Source organism: Staphylococcus caseorum (assembly GCF_049943195.1).
Taxonomy (GTDB): domain Bacteria; phylum Bacillota; class Bacilli; order Staphylococcales; family Staphylococcaceae; genus Staphylococcus; species Staphylococcus equorum_A.
Genome location: NZ_JBNFUA010000001.1, coordinates 1,326,659 through 1,348,251, shown reverse-complemented (window position 1 = coordinate 1,348,251; position 21,593 = coordinate 1,326,659). Strand labels below are relative to the sequence as shown.

Annotated in this window: 21 protein-coding genes; 17 read left to right on the top strand and 4 right to left on the bottom strand. The window is 33.1% G+C overall.

Annotation, left to right across the window (positions count from 1 at the left end; translation table 11 throughout):
* The first annotated feature begins 76 nt into the window (after window positions 1-76).
* The gene (locus ACP3TL_RS07025) at window positions 77-1,126 is read left to right on the top strand and encodes a CAP-associated domain-containing protein (protein WP_069816355.1); all 1,050 of its coding nucleotides are present in this window, start codon (window positions 77-79) and stop codon (window positions 1,124-1,126) included.
* 17 nt (window positions 1,127-1,143) lie between these two features.
* Complete coding sequence (locus ACP3TL_RS07020; protein ID WP_002507979.1) at window positions 1,144-1,578, top strand: YlbF/YmcA family competence regulator; 435 nt, start codon at window positions 1,144-1,146, stop codon at window positions 1,576-1,578.
* Window positions 1,579-1,667: 89 nt separating this feature from the next.
* Here the strand turns inward: ACP3TL_RS07020 and ACP3TL_RS07015 are convergent, their stop codons facing one another.
* On the bottom strand, window positions 1,668-2,588 hold the full coding sequence (locus ACP3TL_RS07015; RefSeq protein WP_069832447.1) for a lysophosphatidylglycerol phospholipase D: 921 nt from the start codon (window positions 2,586-2,588) through the stop codon (window positions 1,668-1,670).
* Between the two features lie 129 nt (window positions 2,589-2,717).
* Here ACP3TL_RS07015 and ACP3TL_RS07010 point away from each other — a divergent pair, with 129 nt between their 5' ends.
* The gene (locus ACP3TL_RS07010) at window positions 2,718-2,969 is read left to right on the top strand and encodes a YlbG family protein (protein WP_065337752.1); all 252 of its coding nucleotides are present in this window, start codon (window positions 2,718-2,720) and stop codon (window positions 2,967-2,969) included.
* A gap of 125 nt (window positions 2,970-3,094) precedes the next feature.
* Here the strand turns inward: ACP3TL_RS07010 and ACP3TL_RS07005 are convergent, their stop codons facing one another.
* Window positions 3,095-3,484, bottom strand: coding sequence for a DUF7147 family protein (locus ACP3TL_RS07005; protein WP_285336728.1), 390 nt, complete (start codon window positions 3,482-3,484; stop codon window positions 3,095-3,097).
* Between the two features lie 69 nt (window positions 3,485-3,553).
* Here ACP3TL_RS07005 and rsmD point away from each other — a divergent pair, with 69 nt between their 5' ends.
* Window positions 3,554-4,096 (top strand): 16S rRNA (guanine(966)-N(2))-methyltransferase RsmD, encoded by a 543-nt coding sequence (gene rsmD / locus ACP3TL_RS07000; protein WP_069832448.1) that lies wholly within the window; start codon window positions 3,554-3,556, stop codon window positions 4,094-4,096.
* A gap of 1 nt (window position 4,097) precedes the next feature.
* Entirely contained in the window at window positions 4,098-4,583 is a 486-nt protein-coding gene (gene coaD / locus ACP3TL_RS06995) for a pantetheine-phosphate adenylyltransferase (RefSeq protein ID WP_069832449.1), read from the top strand.
* A gap of 172 nt (window positions 4,584-4,755) precedes the next feature.
* On the opposite strand, the gene ACP3TL_RS06990 is transcribed toward coaD, so the two are convergent.
* Window positions 4,756-5,889 (bottom strand): nucleotidyltransferase, encoded by a 1,134-nt coding sequence (locus ACP3TL_RS06990; protein ID WP_069832450.1) that lies wholly within the window; start codon window positions 5,887-5,889, stop codon window positions 4,756-4,758.
* A gap of 126 nt (window positions 5,890-6,015) precedes the next feature.
* Here ACP3TL_RS06990 and ACP3TL_RS06985 point away from each other — a divergent pair, with 126 nt between their 5' ends.
* The 6 genes from ACP3TL_RS06985 (at window position 6,016) to pheT (ending at window position 12,461) form a co-directional block, all read left to right on the top strand.
* A complete protein-coding gene (locus ACP3TL_RS06985) occupies window positions 6,016-6,561 on the top strand; it encodes a YceD family protein (RefSeq protein ID WP_057511870.1) in 546 nt (181 codons plus the stop codon).
* A gap of 84 nt (window positions 6,562-6,645) precedes the next feature.
* Window positions 6,646-6,819: a 50S ribosomal protein L32 gene (gene rpmF / locus ACP3TL_RS06980; RefSeq protein ID WP_002507971.1), complete on the top strand. Its 174-nt coding sequence runs from the start codon at window positions 6,646-6,648 to the stop codon at window positions 6,817-6,819.
* 132 nt (window positions 6,820-6,951) lie between these two features.
* Window positions 6,952-7,893, top strand: a complete 942-nt coding sequence (locus tag ACP3TL_RS06975) for a M23 family metallopeptidase (RefSeq protein WP_285325518.1) — start codon at window positions 6,952-6,954, stop codon at window positions 7,891-7,893.
* A 27-nt stretch (window positions 7,894-7,920) separates the two neighbouring features.
* Window positions 7,921-8,661: a TrmH family RNA methyltransferase gene (locus ACP3TL_RS06970; protein ID WP_069816341.1), complete on the top strand. Its 741-nt coding sequence runs from the start codon at window positions 7,921-7,923 to the stop codon at window positions 8,659-8,661.
* Window positions 8,662-9,000: 339 nt separating this feature from the next.
* On the top strand, window positions 9,001-10,059 hold the full coding sequence (pheS, locus tag ACP3TL_RS06965; RefSeq protein ID WP_069832452.1) for a phenylalanine--tRNA ligase subunit alpha: 1,059 nt from the start codon (window positions 9,001-9,003) through the stop codon (window positions 10,057-10,059).
* Window positions 10,059-12,461: a phenylalanine--tRNA ligase subunit beta gene (gene pheT, locus ACP3TL_RS06960; RefSeq protein ID WP_277575810.1), complete on the top strand. Its 2,403-nt coding sequence runs from the start codon at window positions 10,059-10,061 to the stop codon at window positions 12,459-12,461. Before pheS ends, pheT begins: the two co-directional genes overlap by 1 nt.
* 381 nt (window positions 12,462-12,842) lie before the next feature.
* Here pheT and rnhC read toward each other — a convergent pair whose 3' ends face one another.
* Entirely contained in the window at window positions 12,843-13,784 is a 942-nt protein-coding gene (gene rnhC, locus ACP3TL_RS06955; RefSeq protein ID WP_069816335.1) for a ribonuclease HIII, read from the bottom strand.
* A 317-nt stretch (window positions 13,785-14,101) separates the two neighbouring features.
* Here rnhC and zapA point away from each other — a divergent pair, with 317 nt between their 5' ends.
* The 6 genes from zapA to uvrC all read left to right on the top strand — a co-directional run bounded on the left by zapA (window position 14,102) and on the right by uvrC (window position 21,512).
* Window positions 14,102-14,368 carry a cell division protein ZapA gene (zapA, locus tag ACP3TL_RS06950; RefSeq protein ID WP_002507965.1) on the top strand — a complete coding sequence of 89 codons (267 nt, stop codon included), beginning with the start codon at window positions 14,102-14,104 and terminating at the stop codon, window positions 14,366-14,368.
* Window positions 14,368-14,889 carry a CvpA family protein gene (locus ACP3TL_RS06945; protein ID WP_069816333.1) on the top strand — a complete coding sequence of 174 codons (522 nt, stop codon included), beginning with the start codon at window positions 14,368-14,370 and terminating at the stop codon, window positions 14,887-14,889. Before zapA ends, ACP3TL_RS06945 begins: the two co-directional genes overlap by 1 nt.
* Window positions 14,890-15,008: 119 nt before the next feature.
* Window positions 15,009-16,721 carry a DNA polymerase/3'-5' exonuclease PolX gene (polX, locus tag ACP3TL_RS06940; protein ID WP_069816331.1) on the top strand — a complete coding sequence of 571 codons (1,713 nt, stop codon included), beginning with the start codon at window positions 15,009-15,011 and terminating at the stop codon, window positions 16,719-16,721.
* A 9-nt stretch (window positions 16,722-16,730) separates the two neighbouring features.
* Window positions 16,731-19,082, top strand: coding sequence for an endonuclease MutS2 (locus ACP3TL_RS06935; protein WP_069832455.1), 2,352 nt, complete (start codon window positions 16,731-16,733; stop codon window positions 19,080-19,082).
* Window positions 19,083-19,163: 81 nt separating this feature from the next.
* Entirely contained in the window at window positions 19,164-19,478 is a 315-nt protein-coding gene (gene trxA / locus ACP3TL_RS06930) for a thioredoxin (RefSeq protein ID WP_002507961.1), read from the top strand.
* Between the two features lie 246 nt (window positions 19,479-19,724).
* The gene (uvrC, locus tag ACP3TL_RS06925) at window positions 19,725-21,512 is read left to right on the top strand and encodes an excinuclease ABC subunit UvrC (protein ID WP_069832456.1); all 1,788 of its coding nucleotides are present in this window, start codon (window positions 19,725-19,727) and stop codon (window positions 21,510-21,512) included.
* The last annotated feature ends 81 nt before the right edge of the window (window positions 21,513-21,593 follow it).

Sequence of the window (21,593 nt, the reverse complement as noted above, 5' to 3'; positions counted from 1 at the left end):
TTTACAACGACATACCTTGCTTGTGACATAATGAAACATGTACAATAAATGAAAGTAATATATAGGTGGGTGAGCGATGAAAAAACTAATAATTAAAATTATTGGTGTATTATTATTAATTTGTTTTTTAATTTATCTATTTTACTCACCGCGTTTAAAGTTTGACGTACTCGAAAATCCTAATAAAGATTCAACTAAAACGACACAAAATAAGGATGCTCAAAAAACTGAGACAAACGCTGAAAACCCGAAACCTAAAAAGGGTGTGAGTACGTGGGTTGGTCAAAGCTTAGATGAATTAACTGATAAATATGGTCAAGCTGATCGAGTTTATCCATATAAAAATAATTTTAAAAACTATGTGTTTAAGCAAAAAGATAAATATTATTTGATTACTACTAAAAAAGGTATCGTTAAATCTGTTTATGCAACAGGTAAAGATGCTAATGTAAATCCAATAAAAATACAGGACGATGCGTCACACGTTTTTGAAAAATATAGTATTAATCCCGAACCAACGATTTCTGTTAATGGTAAGCAATATGAATTAGAGCTATCTGATTCAGATATGAAAACACAAGCATTAATTAAATTTGAAGATATGTATGCGCAAGTTTACATAGATCAACAATCTAATGAGGTTGTAGCAGTTAGATATTTAGATAGTGAAGCTCTAGCAGCATTTAAACCCTATCAAATGTTATCTACCAAAGAAGATAAAGAGGTTAAAAGTAAATATAGTAATATTACTTATGAGCAAAACTCAAATCAGCTGACGACACTTTATGAAATTACAAATGAAATGAGAAAGTTAAAAGATGCCAAGCCATTAAAAGTTAATAATCATTTAACGCATATTGCCTCATTTAACTTGTATGAAGCAATTGGTACTGATAGTGTTGAATTTACTGAAGATGCTTTAAAACAACAGCTCAATGAGCAAGAGGTGCCATTTGTATCTGCTAGTCAAAATGTTGGCTATGACTTCAACGAAGTGCCAACGTTAATACATAGTTGGCTCAACTCAGATATTCATAGATCAAGGATGTTAAACTCTAAATATAATGAAATGGGTGGCGAAGTAACAAATGGTTACTACACAATTATTTTTGTTGAAGATAAATAGAAAGGAGATTTGTAACGATGATCACTGAAGAAACATTAACAGTGCTTGATGAAATTGAAGCACTTAGTGATAAAATACTTGAATCAAGATTATATAAAGAATATAAAGAGGCTGAACAACAGTTAGCGGATAATGATGAAGCACATTTACTATACCAAGCATTTTTGAAATCAAAAGATAAGTATGATGAAATTATGCGTTTTGGTAAATACCACCCTGATTACCAAACGGTGATGCTAGATACACGTAAACGTAAACGTGCTTATGAAATGCTACCAGTTGTAATGGATTTTAAACAAAAAGAAGTCTTATTACAGGATTTAATAGATGAGGTGATTGTTAAAATTGCATACGCTGTTTCTGAAAATGTAAAAATTGAAACAGGCAATCCATTTTTCCAAAAAGATGCAAGTGGCTGTGCTACAGGTGGATCATGTAGCTGTTCACTTTAAGTTGAATTTTTAGAGTCATTAATAATAAATATTGAAAAAGCTGGGACGCCTCATTGAGGTTTCCCAGCTTTATTGTGACGCATGCGTTGTTAGTGATAAGTATGTTTAAATCGTTCTGCTAAATCGGGTCTGTCAGTAACAAGTGTATGCGCACCATTAAAAATCAAATCATTCATTAAGTCGAGATTATTCACTCCATAATAACCTGGGATGATATCACGCGTGTTAAGCCACTGAATGAATTTTGGTGAAGTTAGTTTAATACCTTTGAACGAAACAGGCATTTGGAAGGTGTGCGCACGTGGCTGAAAGGTATCGCCTAGACCTAAATAGAACTTTAAGAAGCCTTCTGCCACTTCATTTTGGCCTGCGCCAATAGCTACAGTGCCATTACTTATTATATTAAAACGTTCAATTTGTTTACTGTGGAAACTTGTTACTAATACGCGATCTTGAGCATTATTAGCAACAATATCCTCAAATATAATTTCTGGTACAAGATGGCCATGTTCACTTTCAGGGTTGTCTTTTAAATCAACATTAATCAATTGATTTGGATATAATTTAAGTAATTCATCAAAAGATAAAATATAAGCATCTTTGTGACCTCGATAAGGTTTATGACCGTTTATATCTACAAAATGATATCCTGAATCTAACTGTTTTATCTCTGCTAAAGTATGTTCTGATACTTTACCTGAACCGTTAGTCGTACGATCCACGTCTACATCATGGAAAACGATGAGTTTTCGATCTTTTGTAAGTCTCACATCTGTTTCAAATCCATCAATCCCGTGTGCTGCTGCATTATCAAAAGCAAGTTTAGTTTGCTCTGGTCTTACAGCCATACCACCACGATGGGCAAATATATATGGTGCAGGTTTAGAAAAGAAAGATGGTATACTTTGATTATTCGGATTAGCTTTATATTTAGTAATTAATAACACGCTACCGACTAAACCTAGCGTACTTAAAAATCCGCCCTTAATTAATTTATTAATTTTTGTCACGAGCAATCCTCCTCAGTTTTGAGTATATAAAGTAATATAGCAAATGTTTGTGATACATCAAAATAATTGTTATTTATAAAAAGAAAAAGACATGATATTATATAATGGCTAATAATTGGAGTGAAAAAAATGAACACTATAGCTAGAACAAGTTTGATAATTTATTTAAAACATATGAAACACGAAAGACAAGTAAGAAAATTTGGTCATATCGTAAGTGTAAATAGACAACAACGCTATGTCGTAATGTATATAAATGAAGAAGAAGCAGATCAAATTGTTGAGAAATTAATGAAGCTCAAATATGTGAAAAATATTGAAGGTTCGCCTTATAAATATTTAAAAAAGGTTTATGAAAAAGAACAGCATGAAATATCTTGATTCAAAAGTTTTAAAAGCTTTATTTTTGTATCTAACCCATAGCAATCTAGCTAATGACTTAATATAGGGCAGTTAAACAAGCCACAATAGTACAATCATAGTCTACAGTGGCTTGTTTTATTCAATTATTGCAATGGTGGAATCCATCGTTGCAGTCTTAAAACGCTGATTAAGTAATTAAAATATAAATCGATGTCGTGGAAGGTGTCACTCGGTTGTACATCTACCTCTTTGATATCTATATTGTATAGTCTTGCTTGCTCATTGATTAATTCAAACTTTTTGTTTGAATTAGGATAGGGATAATTTAAAGCATTAACCATGATATACATAGCTTGGAAGTGATTTTCACTTGTAGGATGCATAACGATTGCTACTGAAGAAGGTTTTTTTTTAAAAGTAGCAGTGTGGAAATACACAATATGGTCGATACGTTTGAAATTATATGCTATTAAAGTGTTAAATTCGAATAAGTCTGTGAGGCCTTCGCCTAATTTTATAAATGATTGTTTCAATATTGTAACCTCCTTAACATGCAATATGCATTATATAAAATTTGATTTAAGAATGGAAGTGTTAATAATATGAGAGTGATTTCAGGAATATATAAAAGTAAAGCGCTAGAGAGTTTAGAAGGGCGCAATACAAGACCTACGATGGATAAAGTGAAAGAGGGTATTTTTAATAGTCTTCATGAAGTTTCAGGAATAGGTTTAGATTTATATGCAGGTAGTGGGTCTTTAGGTATCGAAGCTTTGTCTCGTGGTATTGATAAAATGATCTTTGTAGATCAAAATTTTAAAGCCGTTAAAGTGATTAAAGCAAATTTAAAAAATTTAAATATAGAATCGCAAACTGAAGTATATAAAAACAATGCAGACCGTGCGTTGAAAGCACTTTCGAAACGTGATATTCAATTTGATGTAATTTTTTTGGACCCGCCATATGAAAAAGGACTTATAGATGAAGCGTTGGAAGAAATCGCAAAGTTTAATTTATTAAAAGAAAGTGGTATTATCGTTTGTGAGTTCAATCATCACGAAAAAATTAATACTGATCCTTTCCATGTGATAAAGCGTTATCATTATGGACTGACAGACACTTTGTTATTAGAAAAAGGAGATTAAAATGTCTACAACTAAAGCAGTTATTCCCGGAAGTTTTGATCCAATTACATATGGGCATATAGATATTATAGATAGAAGTGCTGATCGCTTTGATGAGCTTCACATTTGTGTCTTAAAAAACAGTAGTAAAGCAGGAACATTTTCAATTGAAGAACGCATAGAATTGATTAAAGAATCAGTGAAACATTTGAATAACGTTACAGTTCATCACTTTAATGGTTTACTTGTTGATTTTTGTGACGATATTGGCGCACAGACAATAATTAGAGGTTTGAGAGCTGTAAGTGACTTTGAATATGAATTGAGACTGACTTCAATGAATAAGAAGCTAAATAGTGATGTAGAAACAATGTATATGATGACAAGTACAAATTACTCGTTTATTAGTTCAAGCGTAGTTAAAGAAGTTGCTGCATATAAGGCAAATGTTTCAGACTTCGTCCCAGTACATGTGGAAAAAGCATTGAACAAAAAATTTAGAAAATAACTATAAAGAACCGATACTTAACAAATTGAATAGTGGTTCTAGACTGTATACAAAATCGCTGAACTGTATCTAGTCAAATAGGTAAAGGGATAATTAAAATTAGTTTAAGGCTGACATCATACTTTTAGGTATGCGGTCAGCCCTTTTTAATTTATGGTTAATATATACTGTCTTAAACACGTATCACAGGTGTATTGAAGTCGGTAGCGGTGCTATTAGAAAGAAAATTATAAATCTGAGTGGCGTGTATTTCATTCGTAAAATAATGTGCGTTTTGTTTATTGACTTGAGTTATATAATTACGTTCTGGAAAAGCGTTTTTTAAATATTTTAAATACTGCTGTCCTTTTTGTGTCATGCCCAATACTCTAACGGCTTCAATTGTTGAAGGTTTATCTTGTTGTTTGAAATTCAGTAAAATGTTCATAAGTAAACGTTGGATATGCGTATATGTATAACGCTTCGTTTTAATTAATTTCATTAAATGTTCAAAAGAAGTCGCTTCATTGATTAAATGTATTAAACGATGTTCTAAGCCTTCACTCATTAAGTGGATTTGTTCTAAAGCTTGCACGTCTTGGCTTAAAATCGCGTATTTTATATAAGTGAAGGTGTCTTCAATTGAGACGTGAGGCGCTCCATAAAGTGTTTGAGTTGATTCAGGAACAACCTTTTTCCATTGTTCATCACCTGTTTGAATCGATTTACGAATCGAAGTACCACTCGCAAAAGCAAAGTTTGAAATTAAATCATCATGATGAGCGCTTTGTTCTCGAGGTATCGTCCAAGGTTGGATGCTTGGTGCCCATTTTTGAATCGCACGCACATATGATATCCCTAAAGTGTTATTAGGTGATGAAAGTAACGAATGATCAGAGATAAGTTCACTAATTATTCGTGGGTAGCTTTTACCTTCTTTAGATTTCTCAGAAAATTGTGGGGAATCTTCTACTTTATTCATTTCTTGAGCAAGTGATAGAAATGCATTTATATCACCAGATTCACTACCAAATGATAAATGATTAATATTTAAATAATCTGCTACTTGAACTGCAGTTTCTGCAAAATACTGTCCTGCAGATATAGCAGAGTAGGCAGGTAATTCAATAACTAAGTCGACAGCGGTTAACGCCATTTGTGTTCGAGTGAATTTATTATAAATTGCTGGTTGGCCTCTCATTACAAAGTTTCCACTCATAATTGCGACAGAAACTTCGGCTTCGGTAATTGACTTTGATTTCTGGGCATGGTATAAGTGACCATTGTGGAAAGGATTATATTCTGTGACTAGTGCAACGCTTTTCATTTGCAATTCTTCCTTTCAGAATTCATTATATATATTGTAACAGATGTAAATGTGTTAAGAAAAAATCTTGACAACTTATGTCTATAAAGTTAAAATAAATTTTGTGCTTGTTAGAGGTGAAGCCCTATGAAATGGTCAATAACACAATTAAGAAAATTCCAAGATAAACCATTTGAATTTCATCAAACGGTTAATTTTGATCATTTAGTAAAATCATTAGATTTAATAGATCTATCTGATATTGATGTTGAAGGTGAATTAACCGTCAGATCAAATGAAGTCATTGCAGATATGCATATAACCGGAACGTATACGATGCCATGTGCACGTACGTTAGTTCCTGTAGAAACTCCTATAGATATTAAATCTCAAGAGATTTTTGATTTAGAAGGATATGATGAGTATAGTAATGGCGAAGATAAAGATGAACATTACCATGATGCAACAAACGGTATGATAAATCTAAAAGATATTACTGAAGAACTAGTTATCATTGGAAAGCCAATGCGTGTTTTTTCAAGCGAAAGCGATCAGATGTTAAGTGAAGGCAATGGTTGGGAAGTTATTGACGAAGAAGAAGCGGTTGAGCTTGCAAAAGATAAGGAAGAATCTGAATCTAAGCAAATTGATCCTAGGCTTCAAAAACTACAACAATTATATGACGAAGAGTAATAGCGGATTTTAATAATCTATAGTATAATGGATTATTGAATCTGAAAATTTCTATTTAGTGTTTGAATATAAGGAGGATATATCATGGCAGTACCAAAAAGAAGAACGTCAAAAACAAGAAAAAATAAACGTCGTACGCATTTCAAAATTTCAGTACCTGGTATGACAGAGTGCCCAAGTTGTGGAGAATATAAATTATCTCACCGCGTTTGTAAGAACTGTGGTTCATACAATGGCGAAGACGTTGTATCAAAATAATTTCATTTAATTAAATGGCTTAATAATAGCCTATTCTAATCGTTCACTAATTATTCACTTGATAATTTTTGAGCGATTTTTTATGTTAGAGATAGATAGTATTTATATTCAACTGATAGGTTGTGTAAAATTATGGAAACAATGAATGCACAAATAATTATAGATAAAATAGAAAATAGTGATGCGATTTGGCTTTATGAGCATTTTAGTGATTATTTTCAAGACGTTTCTTCTTATAAAGAATTCAAAAAATTGTTGAGTGCATATAATGGTATTAGAGGAACAAACAGGTTGTATAAACATTTACATATAAATCGTCAAGATGAGTACATTTGGTTTGACAGTAATATGGAATCAGGTGCAAGTGTCATTTTAAATAAATATCAAAAAATTATTGGAATGGCGCTAATTCCGATCAAACAATCACATTTGATTAAGTTCTCTAAATGTAGCTATACCATCCCTTTACAAGAAGATTGGCTTGTTCATACTGGTGGCTCAAATGAATTATTAAATCATCACTATCGATATAAAAACCAACGCAATGCTTTTGATTTTGTAAAAGTAATTGAAGGTTTTACATATAATGGTGATTCTACGCTGTGTGAGAATTATTTTAGTTATAATGCGCCTATTTTAGCTCCAGCAAATGGAGTAGTAGAAGAAATCGTAGACGGGATTCCTGATTGCACACCTGGTGAATATAATACAATGCATCCTGAAGGTAATTATATAATTATTAAACACAGACGTAATGAATATAGTATGATAGCACATATCAAACCGGATTCATTTAAAATTAACAAAGGAGATACGTTGTTGCGTGGACAACATATCGCAAATGTAGGTAATTCAGGAAATGCTGCTGAACCACATGTACATTTTCAAGTGATGAATCATAAAAACATACAAACAACTCAGACGTTGAAAGTTAGATTTCTCAATAACGCTTCACCAGTCAAAGGTGATATAGTAACATATACAGGAGATAATATTTTAGTGGAAAGTGAAAGTCAATTTTCTACATTTTTTAAAAAAATTAGTACAAATATTAAACATAAATTTAAAAGTTAAAAAATACTAAAATAAAGAGGCTATGCTATGGAAATGATTACTTCGGCTCAAAATAGTAAAGTTAAAAATGCAATTAAATTAAAAAAGAAACGTGAAAGAGATAAAACAGGACGTGCACTTATCGAGGGCTATCATTTGATTGAAGAGGCATACAAGAGCAATTTAAAAATTGAACAATTGTATGTCGTTGATATTGAAAGACTCGATGATGGTATGATTAATTATGCTGAAGAAGTATTTGAAATCAATTTAAAAGTTGCTGAAGCATTATCAGGTACAGTTACGCCACAAGGCTTCTTTGCAGTGATTGAAAAACCTGTTCATGAAACACGGAAAGCCCAACAAGTGCTATTAATAGACTGTATTCAAGACCCAGGTAATTTAGGAACACTAATCCGTACCGCTGATGCTGCAGGATTAGATTTAATTGTTCTTGAAAAAGGCACAGCAGACCCTTATCAAGATAAAGTTATGCGTGCGAGTCAAGGCAGTGTCTTTCATATTCCAATTGTGTCACAAGATTTAAGTGAATTTATTGATGAATTTGAAGGTGAAGTGTATGGTACTGCGTTGGATAATGCAGTAGCCTATAATCAAATACAAAGCCAAGAAAAGTTCGCGTTACTTTTAGGTAATGAAGGTGAAGGTGTAAACCCTGAATTGTTGAGTAAAACGACTCAAAATTTAACAATACCTATATATGGCAAGGCTGAAAGCTTAAATGTAGCAATAGCTGGTAGTATCGTGATGTATCACTTGAAAGGTTGACCCTTTAATCAATTATCGTATATAATATAGTTAATGATATTACAAAATAAATATTAACCTTTAAAAAGACGTAGACTATTTTCATACAGTTGCTTAAGGGAGATTATCCTAAGACTGCAAGATAATCCACTGTATTTAGTTTTTTTCACCTTTTTGGTTACTTAAAGAAATTTAAGTCGGACTTCATTTCCGTTATCAATGACAACAAGTGTATGCTTAGGCATAAATTTGGGTGGTACCACGGAAGGCTTTCGTCCCAGTTTCAAGGGATGAAAGTCTTTTTTTGCGTTTTTACAAACAATCATTATACATTTAGATTTTAATATAGGAGGACTATGTATGGCACAAACAGAAGCGATGACTGAGATTAAGCAGCAAGCATTAGTTGATATTAATGAAGCTCAAAATGAAAAAGAATTACAAGACGTAAAAGTTAAATATTTAGGTAAAAAAGGTTCAGTTACTGGTTTAATGAAACATATGAAAGATTTATCAAACGAAGAAAAACCAGCCTATGGTCAACAAGTGAATGAAGTGAGACAAGCCATTGAAGGTGAAATTGAATCACGTCAAGAACTTTTAGCTCATGAACAATTAGAACAACAATTAAAAGAAGAACAAATTGATGTCACATTACCTGGCCGTAAAATTTCAATAGGCTCTAAACATCCTTTAACAAGAACGATTGAAGAGATTGAAGATTTATTCTTAGGTTTAGGTTACGAAATTGTTGATGGTTTTGAAGTAGAAAAAGATTACTATAACTTTGAAGCATTAAACTTACCTAAATCACATCCAGCAAGAGATATGCAAGATAGCTTTTATATTACAGATGAAATATTAATGCGTACACACACTTCTCCTGTGCAAGCGAGAACGATGGAAGAACGCAATGGTCAAGGTCCTGTAAAAATCTTATGCCCCGGTAAAGTTTATCGACGCGATTCTGATGATGCAACGCATAGTCATCAATTTACTCAAATTGAAGGTTTAGTTGTAGATGAAAATATTAAAATGAGCGATTTAAAAGGTACGTTAGAATTATTAGCTAAACAATTGTTTGGCGAAGATAGAGAAATTAGATTACGTCCAAGTTACTTCCCATTTACTGAACCTTCAGTAGAAGTAGATGTGTCATGTTTCAAATGTGAAGGTGCAGGCTGTAATGTTTGTAAGCAAACAGGTTGGATAGAAATTCTAGGCGCTGGTATGGTACATCCTAATGTATTAGAAATGGCAGGTTTCGATTCAAATAAATATACTGGCTTTGCATTTGGTATGGGGCCTGATCGAATTGCAATGTTGAAATATGGTATTGAGGATATACGTCATTTCTATACAAATGATGTACGTTTCTTAGATCAATTTAAAGCTGTAGAAGATAGAGGTGAAAAGTAATGTTTATTTCAAAAGAATGGTTAGAAAGTTACGTAGATATTAATGAACCAGTAAATGCACTTGCAGAAAGAATTACACGTACTGGGATTGAAGTAGATGATGTTGTAGATTATACAAAAGAAACTAAAAATTTAGTTGTCGGTTACGTACAATCTAAAGCGCCTCATCCAGATGCTGACAAGTTAAATATATGTTTAGTAGACATTGGTGAAGCAGAACCGGTACAAATCGTGTGTGGTGCGCCTAATGTTGATGCTGGTCAGACAGTCATTGTTGCAACAGTAGGTGGTAGATTACCTGGCGGCATAAAAATTAAGCGTGCTAAATTACGTGGAGAACGTTCAGAGGGTATGATTTGTTCGCTTCAAGAAATTGGTGTGCCAAGCAATCTTGTCCCTAAAAAATTTGAAGATGGTATTTATGTCTTTTCATCAGAAGTGACGCCAGGTACAGATGCTATGACTGCGTTATATTTAAATGACCAAGTGATGGAATTTGATTTAACACCAAACAGAGCTGATGCACTAAGTATGATTGGTACAGCTTATGAAACAGCAGCATTATACAATGTGTCGATGAAGAAACCAGAAACAAATAGTAAAGAGGTTTCTGGACAAGCATCAGATGAAATCAGCCTGAACATTCAAAATAAAGATAAAGTTGCATATTATAGTGCAAGAGTAGTGAATGGTTTAACAATAGCGCCATCTTCAGAGTGGATGCAAATGCGTTTAATCAAAGCAGGTATTCGTCCAATCAATAACGTCGTAGATATATCAAACTATGTACTTTTAGAATACGGACAACCGCTACACATGTTTGATAAAGATCAAATAGGTTCAAGTCAAATAGAAGTACGTCAAGCTCATGCTGATGAAAAAATGACTACACTAGATGATCAAGAAAGAACATTGAAAGACAGTGATATCGTTATTACAAACGGTACAAATCCAATAGCAATTGCTGGTGTAATGGGTGGCGATTTCTCAGAAGTGACTGAATCAACAACGAATGTTGTGATTGAAGGCGCAATTTTTGACCCTGTTTCTATTAGACATACTTCAAGAAGATTAAACTTAAGAAGTGAAGCTTCTAGTCGTTTCGAAAAAGGCATTGCTACAGAATTTGTAGATGAAGCGGTGGATAGAGCGTGTTATTTACTTCAAACTTATGCGGGCGGTTCAGTAACACAAGGTCGTGTAGCAGAAGGTGATTTAGGTCAATTTGTTACTCCAATTGAAATTTCTATAGATAAAGTAAATAAAACAGTAGGTTTTGAACTATCAGCGGAAGAAATTGAAGCGATTTTTGTACAATTAGGCTTTGAAACAACTAGAAATAAAGATATCTTAACTGTTATGGTACCTTCTCGTCGTAAAGATATTACAATAAAAGAAGACTTAATTGAAGAAATTGCACGTATTTATGGTTACGACGAAATCCCATCAACATTACCTGTGTTTGAGGAAGTCACACATGGTGCTTTAACTGATAGACAAGGTAAGTCTCGTGTCGTGAAAGCAACACTAGAAGGCGCTGGATTAAGCCAAGCAATTAACTATTCATTGGTAGACAAACAAAGAGCACAAGATTTCGCGCTACAAGAACGCGCTACAATTGATTTATTAATGCCGATGAGTGAAGCGCATGCTACTTTACGACAAAGTTTGGTACCTCATTTAATTGATGCAGTTTCTTATAACGTCGCACGTAAAAATAATAATGTGCGCTTGTATGAACTAGGTCGCGTATTCTTTGGTAATGGTGAAGGTGAATTACCAGATGAAGTTGAATATTTAAGCGGTATCTTAACAGGTGATTACACAGTTAATGCTTGGCAAGGTAAGAAAGAAGAAATTGATTTCTTTGTTGTCAAAGGAATCGTAGATCGCATTGCTGAAAAATTAGATATCCAATTTGACTATGAATCTGGAGAAATTGATGGCTTACATCCTGGTAGAACAGCTATGGTTAAACTAAACGATGAAATCATTGGCTTTGTGGGTGAATTGCATCCTCAAGTTGAAAAAGAGCATGACTTAAAACGCACATACGTTTTTGAATTAAATTATGAGAAATTGATGGCTGTCGCAGTTGGATATATTAATTATCAACCTATCCCTAGATTCCCAGGTGTATCAAGAGACATTGCTTTAGTTATTAACCGTACAATACCATCAGCAAAATTAGTGAAAGTCATTGAAAATCATGGTGGAGATATTTTACAAAATGCCGAAGTATTTGATGTTTATGAGGGTGAACATATTGCTGAAGATGAGAAATCAATTGCAATTCGTTTAGCTTATTTAGATACAGAGCAAACACTTACAGATGACAAAGTAAATGCAGTACATGAAGACATCTTAGCTGCTTTACAAGCAGAAGGTGCAACAATTAGATAAAATAGTGTAATTAAAAACCTTGGTAGACCATTATTATGGACTGCCAAGGTTTTTAGATTGTCGATAAAGTCTATGTGTTGGTAGTTTTTTGTGCACGCTTTCCATGAGCATAGCCTCAGCCTGTAGTCTTCGGCTAGCGATTTTACCGTAAGAGTAGGACAAACCACTGACTTTATTTAAACAATAATAATTTCATTATTGAACAAAGATTGTCTCAATGATAAATACTTATAAAAAAATAAACCAAATGCTTTTATGGCAATTGGTTTATCTCGTTATGAAATTTTGGTAGACCATCGCAAATGGACTATCAAGATTTTTATAATAAGTATTTAGTGTTAATAGTGAAATTCATTTAAAATCTAGTAAAGGTTTTATTTGCTAACGATGTTTCTTTTGTACTAATTTTTCTGCTTTGGCACGGTTAGCAAAATGCTTTTTAGTGATAGAGTCTAGGTAATCAATGCCTTTGCGTTCAATGATTTTAGCTGCTGCAAGGTCGACTTTATTACTAGCACCTTTAGGAATCTCTGTTTTAGCAGCACGGGAGAGGCTATCCATATTTTTAACAAAGGCATAACGTGAAATAATACTGGCTGCCGCAATTGCTATAGATTTAGATTCACCTTTTGTTTCGAATTTTGTTTTAGTGCTGAAGGGTAAATCGGTTAGCGCATAGCGTTTATATACACCAGCCTCAGCAAATTGATCAATGACAATATAGTCTAATTCATCAGTATCTATCTTTTGCGTCACATTTTTGATTGCTTCGTTATGTAATACTGCTTTCATTTTAACTTGTGACCAGCCAGATTTTTGTTTTTCGTTGTATTTTTCATTGTGCATAGTTAACAAAGAATGAGGGATAAAAGTCACAAGCTGTTCAGCCAATTCGATGATTTTTGCATCAGTCAATTTTTTAGAATCATCGACGCCAAGCGTTTTTAATATTTGAATATTTTTCTTAGAAACATACGCAGCACACACAGTAAGTGGTCCGAAATAGTCACCACTGCCTGCTTCATCACTACCAATACATTGATAATTGTTATATCGAATAGTTTGTTTAGTGCTCGAAGTTTTTTTGGGTGAATTCGTTGTAGATGTTGCAGGTTTAGCTGTATTAGGTAAGAGTTGGGATGCTATATTGTCTGCATCTTTACCTTGAAACATGACTTTATTTGAATTATAAATTGAAATTGAAGTGCTTTTATATTTAGTTTTGCCTTTCATTCCCTGAGAAACATTCGATGTATCAAATTGAATTTTAGACATTAATTGCTGGATTTCTTGATTTGTTAATTTAAGTACAACATTTGTCATGTTTTTTTTGGCCTCACTTTATATGGATTGCTAATATTTATATTTCGACACTGAACATCATATCACAAGTATAAATAACCGAGCTACCTGTGAAAGTACCATCTATTAAAAGTTTATGTAGAGGCATTTTCGTTTACATTGTCAAAAATATTATGAATAACAAATATTTCAAATATTACAAATCACACCTCTTACAAAATAATATTTTGTCGTGTATAATGGTTCGTAATAAATAGTATAAATTACTAAATTAAACACTTAAAAGAATCAATCAGAGAATGAATTCGGAAATATAAACAAAAGTCAGGAGTTATTATATGGGAGAGTTTAAAAATCGGATTAACGTCACTATAAATGATCAGCGCTATACAATTGTCGGAGAGGACAATCCTGAGCATATCCGTTATGTAGCACATCTCGTCGATGAAAGGATTAAGGAATTGGGCAGTAAAAGTGCAGGTCTAGACACGACAAGAAAAGCAATATTAACAGCGGTAAATATCATGCATGAAAAAGTACAATTAGAAGAGGAAAATCATCGTCTACAACAAGAAATAAAACAACTGAAAAACAGTGATGAATAATGATTTTTGATATACTAATAGTAATTGTTTTTATATACATAGGAATGATTGGGTTTAGAAGAGGTGTATGGTTAAGTGCATTGCATCTAGGTGCTACGCTGTTTTCATTATGGGTAGCACAACGATTTTATTTGCAAATATCTCAACGATTGGAATTATTTATACCTTTTCCTAAAACACAGGCTTACGATTTGAATTATGCTTTTCAATTTGATAATCTACAACAGCGATTCGACCACATTATTGCATTTTTAATCGTAGCGACAATTACCAAAATGCTTTGCTATGGGGTTATTGTAGTCTTTGATAAAGTGATTCAATACCAAGGGCTCAATTTAATAAGTCGATTTATTGGTATGCTAATGGGAATAATATCTTCAATTATTATTTGCGCAACATTATTGTATAGTGCAGCACTTTATCCATTAGAATTCATCCAACAGCAACTCTCAAGCTCGATGATTGCCGAATATATGTTATTACATATTCCTTATGTATCGACATTCGTATTAAACATATAGTTAGCATAATTTTCGTAAAATATATAGATTTTTAAAATACAGGAGGTCAGGGCATAACCAATTTACTGATGAACGCATAACAGTAATCTGTCTTGACCTTTTTTTATGGAGTGAAAGTAATGACAAAAAAAGATATTATTCAATTATTAGAAAAAATAGCTACTTATATGGAATTAAAAGGTGAAAACACATTTAAAGTTTCAGCGTATAGAAAAGCAGCACAAAGCCTTGAAATAGATGAACGTCCGCTTGATCAAATTGAGGATGTTACAGAATTAAAAGGCATTGGTAAAGGTGTAGGAGACGTAATTAAAGAATATCGTCAAGAGGGGAAATCTTCGACTTTAGCGTCATTACAAGAGGAAGTGCCAGAAGGGTTAATTCCTTTATTGAAAATACAAGGATTAGGCAGTAAGAAAATAGCTAAACTTTATAAAGAATTAAATATAGATGGCAAAGAAGCATTACAAAAAGCTTGTGAAGCAGGTGAAGTGAGTGAATTAAGCGGCTTTGCTAAAAAAACCGAGCAAAATATCTTAGAGGCAGTTAAAGCGCTTGGTGCGAAAAAAGATAAATACCCGATTGACCAAATGAGAGGCTTAAACATTGAAATTAACGAACATTTAGCCTCAATTGCAGATATTGAACAATACGAAGTAGCGGGTAGTTACAGAAGATTTAAAGAAATGAGTAAAGATTTAGACTATATTATAAGTACAAATGAACCGACAAAGGTACAACAAGCATTACTTGATATTCCTAATAAAGTTAAAGAAGTAGCTGTTGGTCAAACAAAAGTATCATTAGAAGTAACTTATGATGATGAAACAATAGGTGTAGATTTCAGGTTAATCGAACCTTCAGCTTTCTATCACACACTACAGCATTTCACTGGTTCTAAAGATCACAATATTCGTATTCGTCAGTTAGCTAAAGAAAATGATGAAAAAGTGAGTGAATATGGTATCGAACAAGCAAATGGCGAATTGCTTCAATATCAAAGTGAAAAAGAAATTTATGAACATTTCGGTGTGAATTGGATTGACCCAGCAATGCGTGAAGATGGAAGTGAGTTCGATAAAGATCTGTCAGATATTATAAAATTAGATGACATTAATGGAGATATTCATATGCATACGACGTATAGCGATGGTGCATTCAGTATTGAAGAAATGATAGAAGCAAACATTGCTAAAGGTCATCAATTTATGGTGATTACAGATCACTCTCAAAGCTTAAAAGTTGCTAATGGTTTGTCAGTTGAGCGCCTATTACGCCAAAATGAAGAAATCAAAGCTTTGAATAACAAATATGAAGAAATTGATATTTACTCAGGTATTGAAATGGACATACTTCCTGATGGTCGTTTAGACTATGATGACGAAGTGTTGGCGCAATTAGATTATGTCATTGCAGCAATACACCAAAGTTTTAACCAATCGCAGGAAGACATTATGAAACGCTTAGAAAACGCATGTCGCAATCCATATGTCAGACATATTGCACATCCAACAGGTCGTATTATTGGCAAACGTCCAGGTTATGAACCAGATATTGATAGATTATGTAAAATTGCTGAAGAGACAAACACGATTTTAGAAATTAATGCAAACCCTAAACGGTTAGATTTAAATGCCGAAACAGTTAAAAAACATCCGAATGTTAAATTAACTATTAATACGGATGCCCATCATGTAGATCATCTTGAATTCATGAAGTACGGTGTGGCGACTGCACAAAAAGGGTTCGTTAAAAAAGACAGAGTAATCAATACGATGTCACGAGAGGCGTTTAAATCGCTTATAGAAAATAATATTAAATTGAAGAAATAGAGGGATTATATGAGGCAGAAATCATTAAATGTCCTGGAATTCGACAAAATAAAGGCACTTGTAGAGAATGAAGCAATAAGTGATTTAGGTAAAGAAAAAGTTGTAGCGATGACTCCAGCAACTGATTTCAATACTGTCGAATTTCAAATGAATGAAACAGATGAAATAGCTCAAATCTATAATAAGCATCGCATGCCAAGTTTAAGTGGTTTAGCAAAAATATCTTCATTTATTCATAGAGCGACAATTGGTGGCGTACTCAATGTTAGCGAATTAAATGTAATTAAACGCTTAATACAAATACAAAATCAATATAAAACATTTTATAATAGTTTGTTGAACGAAGAAGAAGAAGAAATTAATTACCCAATTCTAAACGATAGAATGGAGCAACTACCTGTTTTATCAGACTTGTATCAAAATATACATCAAAAATGTGATGCCTATGATTTATTTGATGATGCTAGTTACGAATTACAAGGTATTAGAAGTAAGATTTCTAAAACAACGCAACGCATAAAACAAAATTTAGATAAAATTGTAAAGCATCAAGGCAATCAAAAAAAGCTATCTGATGCCATTGTGACAGTGCGTAACGATCGTAATGTTATACCAGTGAAAGCAGAGTATCGTCAAGATTTCAATGGGATTGTGCACGACCAATCTGCATCTGGTCAAACATTGTATATTGAACCTTCCTCAATAGTAGAAATGAGTAATCAAATTAGTAGTTTCCGTAATGATGAAGCTGTAGAGCGTGAACGTATATTGACTGAACTAACTGTACAGGTTGCTGAAGAAGCAGACGCTTGTTTGATTTCAGAATCTATTATGGGTCAAATTGATTTTTTAACAGCTAAAGCACGTTATGCACGTTCAATTAAAGGCACGAAACCAAAATTTACTACGGATAGAACTGTTTATTTACCGAAAGCATTTCATCCGTTGCTAGATAGAACTTCTGTTGTTGCGAATACGATTGAATTTGCTCAAGATATAGAAACTGTGATTATAACAGGGCCAAATACGGGTGGTAAAACGGTGACCCTCAAGACACTGGGGTTAATTATAGCTATGGCTCAATCAGGCATGCTAATTCCTACACTTGATGGCAGTAAATTAAGTATTTTTGAAAATGTGTATTGTGACATCGGGGACGAACAATCCATTGAACAGTCATTATCAACGTTTTCTTCACATATGAAAACTATTGTTGAAATACTTCAAAATGCGACTAAAAATAGTTTAATCTTATTTGATGAATTGGGCGCCGGAACAGATCCAAGTGAAGGTGCCGCCTTAGCAATGAGCATATTAGATCATGTACATGAAATTGGTTCACTTGTAATGGCTACGACACACTATCCTGAATTAAAAGCATACAGCTATAATAGGGAAGGCGTAATGAATGCCAGTGTGGAATTTGATGTAAATACATTAAGTCCGACTTATAAATTATTAATGGGCGTTCCTGGACGGTCAAACGCGTTTGATATTTCTAAAAAATTAGGACTTAATATGCAAGTGATTCAAAAAGCCAAATCTATGATTGGACAAGATGAACAAGAAATTAATGAAATGATTGCATCATTAGAAAATAATTCTAAACGAGTTGACGAACAGCGTATCGAATTAGATCAATTAGTAAGAGAAGCACAAGAATCGCGTGACGCACTTGCTAAACAGTACGCACAATATCAGAATTATGAAAAACAACTTTTAAGCGAAGCCAAAGAGAAAGCAAATCAACGTGTGAAATCAGCTACGAAAGAAGCAGATGACATTCTTAAAGAGCTACGTGAACTTAGAGATAAAAAAGGAGCCGATGTTAAAGAGCATGAATTAATCGATAAGAAGAAACAGCTTGAAGATCAGTACGAAGCTAAGTCACTGAAACAAAATGTCCAAAAGCAAAAATGGGACGATATTAAGGCTGGAGACGAAGTGAAAGTCCTGACATATGGCCAAAAAGGTGAAGTGTTAGAACTTATTGGTGATAAAGAAGCTGTAGTACAGATGGGTATCATAAAAATGAAATTACCCTTAGAAGATTTAGAAAAAACGAAGAAAACCAAAGAAGCTCCTGCCAAGATGATTAAGCGAGAAAATCGACAAAGTATTAAAATGGAACTCGATTTACGTGGTTATCGATATGATGAAGCAATGGTGGCTGTGGATCAATATTTAGACCAAGCTGTGTTGAGTAATTATGAACAAGTTTATATTATTCATGGTAAAGGAACAGGTGCTTTGCAAAAAGGTGTGCAAAAACATTTAAAACGACATAAAAGTGTGTCATCATATAGAAACGGAATGCCAAGCGAAGGTGGATTTGGCGTTACCGTGGCAGAATTAAAATAAACGTGAGCAAGAGATATGCAGAATGTTATAAAGTCTGTTATAATTTCTTCATCATTTGAAATTTAAGGAGGATTGGCAGTTATGGCAATCGTAAAAGCAACAGATTCAAACTTTGATGAAAACATCAAATCAGGTGTAAATTTAGTAGATTTTTGGGCAACATGGTGTGGCCCTTGTAAGATGATTGCTCCAGTATTAGAAGAATTAGCTGGTGACTATGACGGCAAAGCTAATATTTTAAAACTTGATGTAGATGAAAATCCATCAACAGCTGCTAAATTTGAAGTTATGAGTATCCCAACTTTAATCGTATTTAAAGATGGCGAACCAGTAGATAAAGTAGTAGGTTTCCAACCTAAAGAAAACTTAGCAGAAGTAATCGAGAAACATTTATAGTAAAGCATTAGCAAAGCTGGGACATTAATTTATTTAATGTCCCAGTTTTCAATTTATTAGCGTTTCAATAGATTGTTTAATGCGCTGGTACTATTTATAATAGATTGTAGGTAATATTTAAAACTCAAACAATGAGATGTATATATGATTAAAAATTATTAACTGAAACATGATGTATATTTACTTTCATGTCGTTATATTATATAGATTTAAAGGAAATATGAAGTGAAAGGAGGAGACATTAACGTGGAGACGTATCAAGAACAAATCAAACAGAAACTTACAGTTGTGCCAACTGAACCAGGTTGTTATTTGATGAAAGATCGTAATGACCAAATTATTTATGTCGGTAAAGCGAAGAAATTAAGAAACAGATTAAGGTCTTATTTTACTGGTGCTCACGATGCAAAGACAACACGTTTAGTTGGAGAGATTCGAAATTTCGAATTTATTGTCACGTCTAGTGAGACAGAATCACTGTTATTGGAACTTAACCTTATCAAACAATACCAACCAAGATATAATATTTTATTAAAAGATGATAAAAGTTATCCATTTATTAAAATTACTAAAGAAAAATACCCACGATTAATTGTTACAAGAACAGTTAAAAAAGGCACTGGTAAGTATTTTGGACCATATCCTAATGCGTATTCTGCACAAGAGACTAAAAAATTACTTGATCGCATTTATCCTTTTAGAAAATGTGATAAAATGCCTGACAAATTATGTTTATATTATCACATTGGTCAATGTTTAGGGCCGTGTGTCTATCCAGTTGAATTAGAAAAGTATGCAGAAATGACTAAAGAGGTTTCAGATTTCTTAAATGGTGAAGATAAAACGATTTTGCGTAATTTAGAACAAAATATGAAAGATGCTAGTGAAACATTGGATTTTGAAAGAGCAAAAGAATATAGAGATTTAATACAACATATTAATAATTTAACTAAAAAACAAAAAATCACAACATCGGATTATACAATTAGAGATGTTTTTGGCTATAGCGTATCTAAAGGTTGGATGTGTATACAAGTGTTTTTCGTTCGCCAAGGTAATATGATTAAACGTGATGCGACGATGATACCAATACAACAAACAGAAGAAGAAGAATTCTATACTTTTATCGGGCAATTTTATGATTTGAATCAACATTTGTTACCTAAAGAAGTGCACATTCCACAACATCTAGATAAAGCTATGGTTGGTTCGGTTGTAGATACAAAAATTGTGCAACCTATAAAAGGTAAAAAGAAAGAATTGGTAGATTTAGCTAATCATAATGCTGAAGTGACGCTTGAAAATAAATTCGAGTTAATCGCAAAAGACGAGTCCCGAACAGTTAAAGCAATCGAAGAGCTTGGTGACCGCATGGGTATTCAAACACCAATTAGAATTGAAGCGTTCGATAATTCTAATATACAAGGTGTGAATCCAGTTTCTGCTATGGTCTCGTTTATTGATGGTAAACCAAATAAAAAAGGCTATCGGAAATATAAAATTCAAACAGTAGATGGACCAGATGATTATAAATCGATGCGTGAAGTGGTACGTAGACGTTATACACGTGTCCTAAATGAAGGCACACCATTGCCAGATTTAATTATTGTAGATGGTGGTAAAGGCCATATGAGTGGTGTAATAGATGTACTCGAGAATGAATTAGGATTAGATATCCCTGTTTCAGGTCTTCGTAAAAATGATAAGCATCAAACGTCAGAGATATTATATGGAGAAAGTGCTGAAATCGTTCCGCTCAAAAAAAATAGCCAAGCATTTTATCTGTTACAAAGGATACAAGATGAAGTGCATAGATTTGCTATTACTTTCCATAGACAAACACGCCAAAAAACAGGTTTGCAATCAGTATTAGATACAGTAGATGGTATCGGTGCTAAGCGTAAAACGAAATTATTGCGAACGTTTGGTTCAATAAAGAAAATGAAAGAAGCAAGTATTGATGATTTGAAAACATCAGGCTTACCACAAAATGTAGCCCAAAATTTACATCAAGCCTTACACAATAAAAAATAAAATGTTTATGGCATGAGAATCATTCTCATGCCCAAATTGTTTTTAATTAGTGTTACAATAGCAAATAAGAGGAATTCTTTT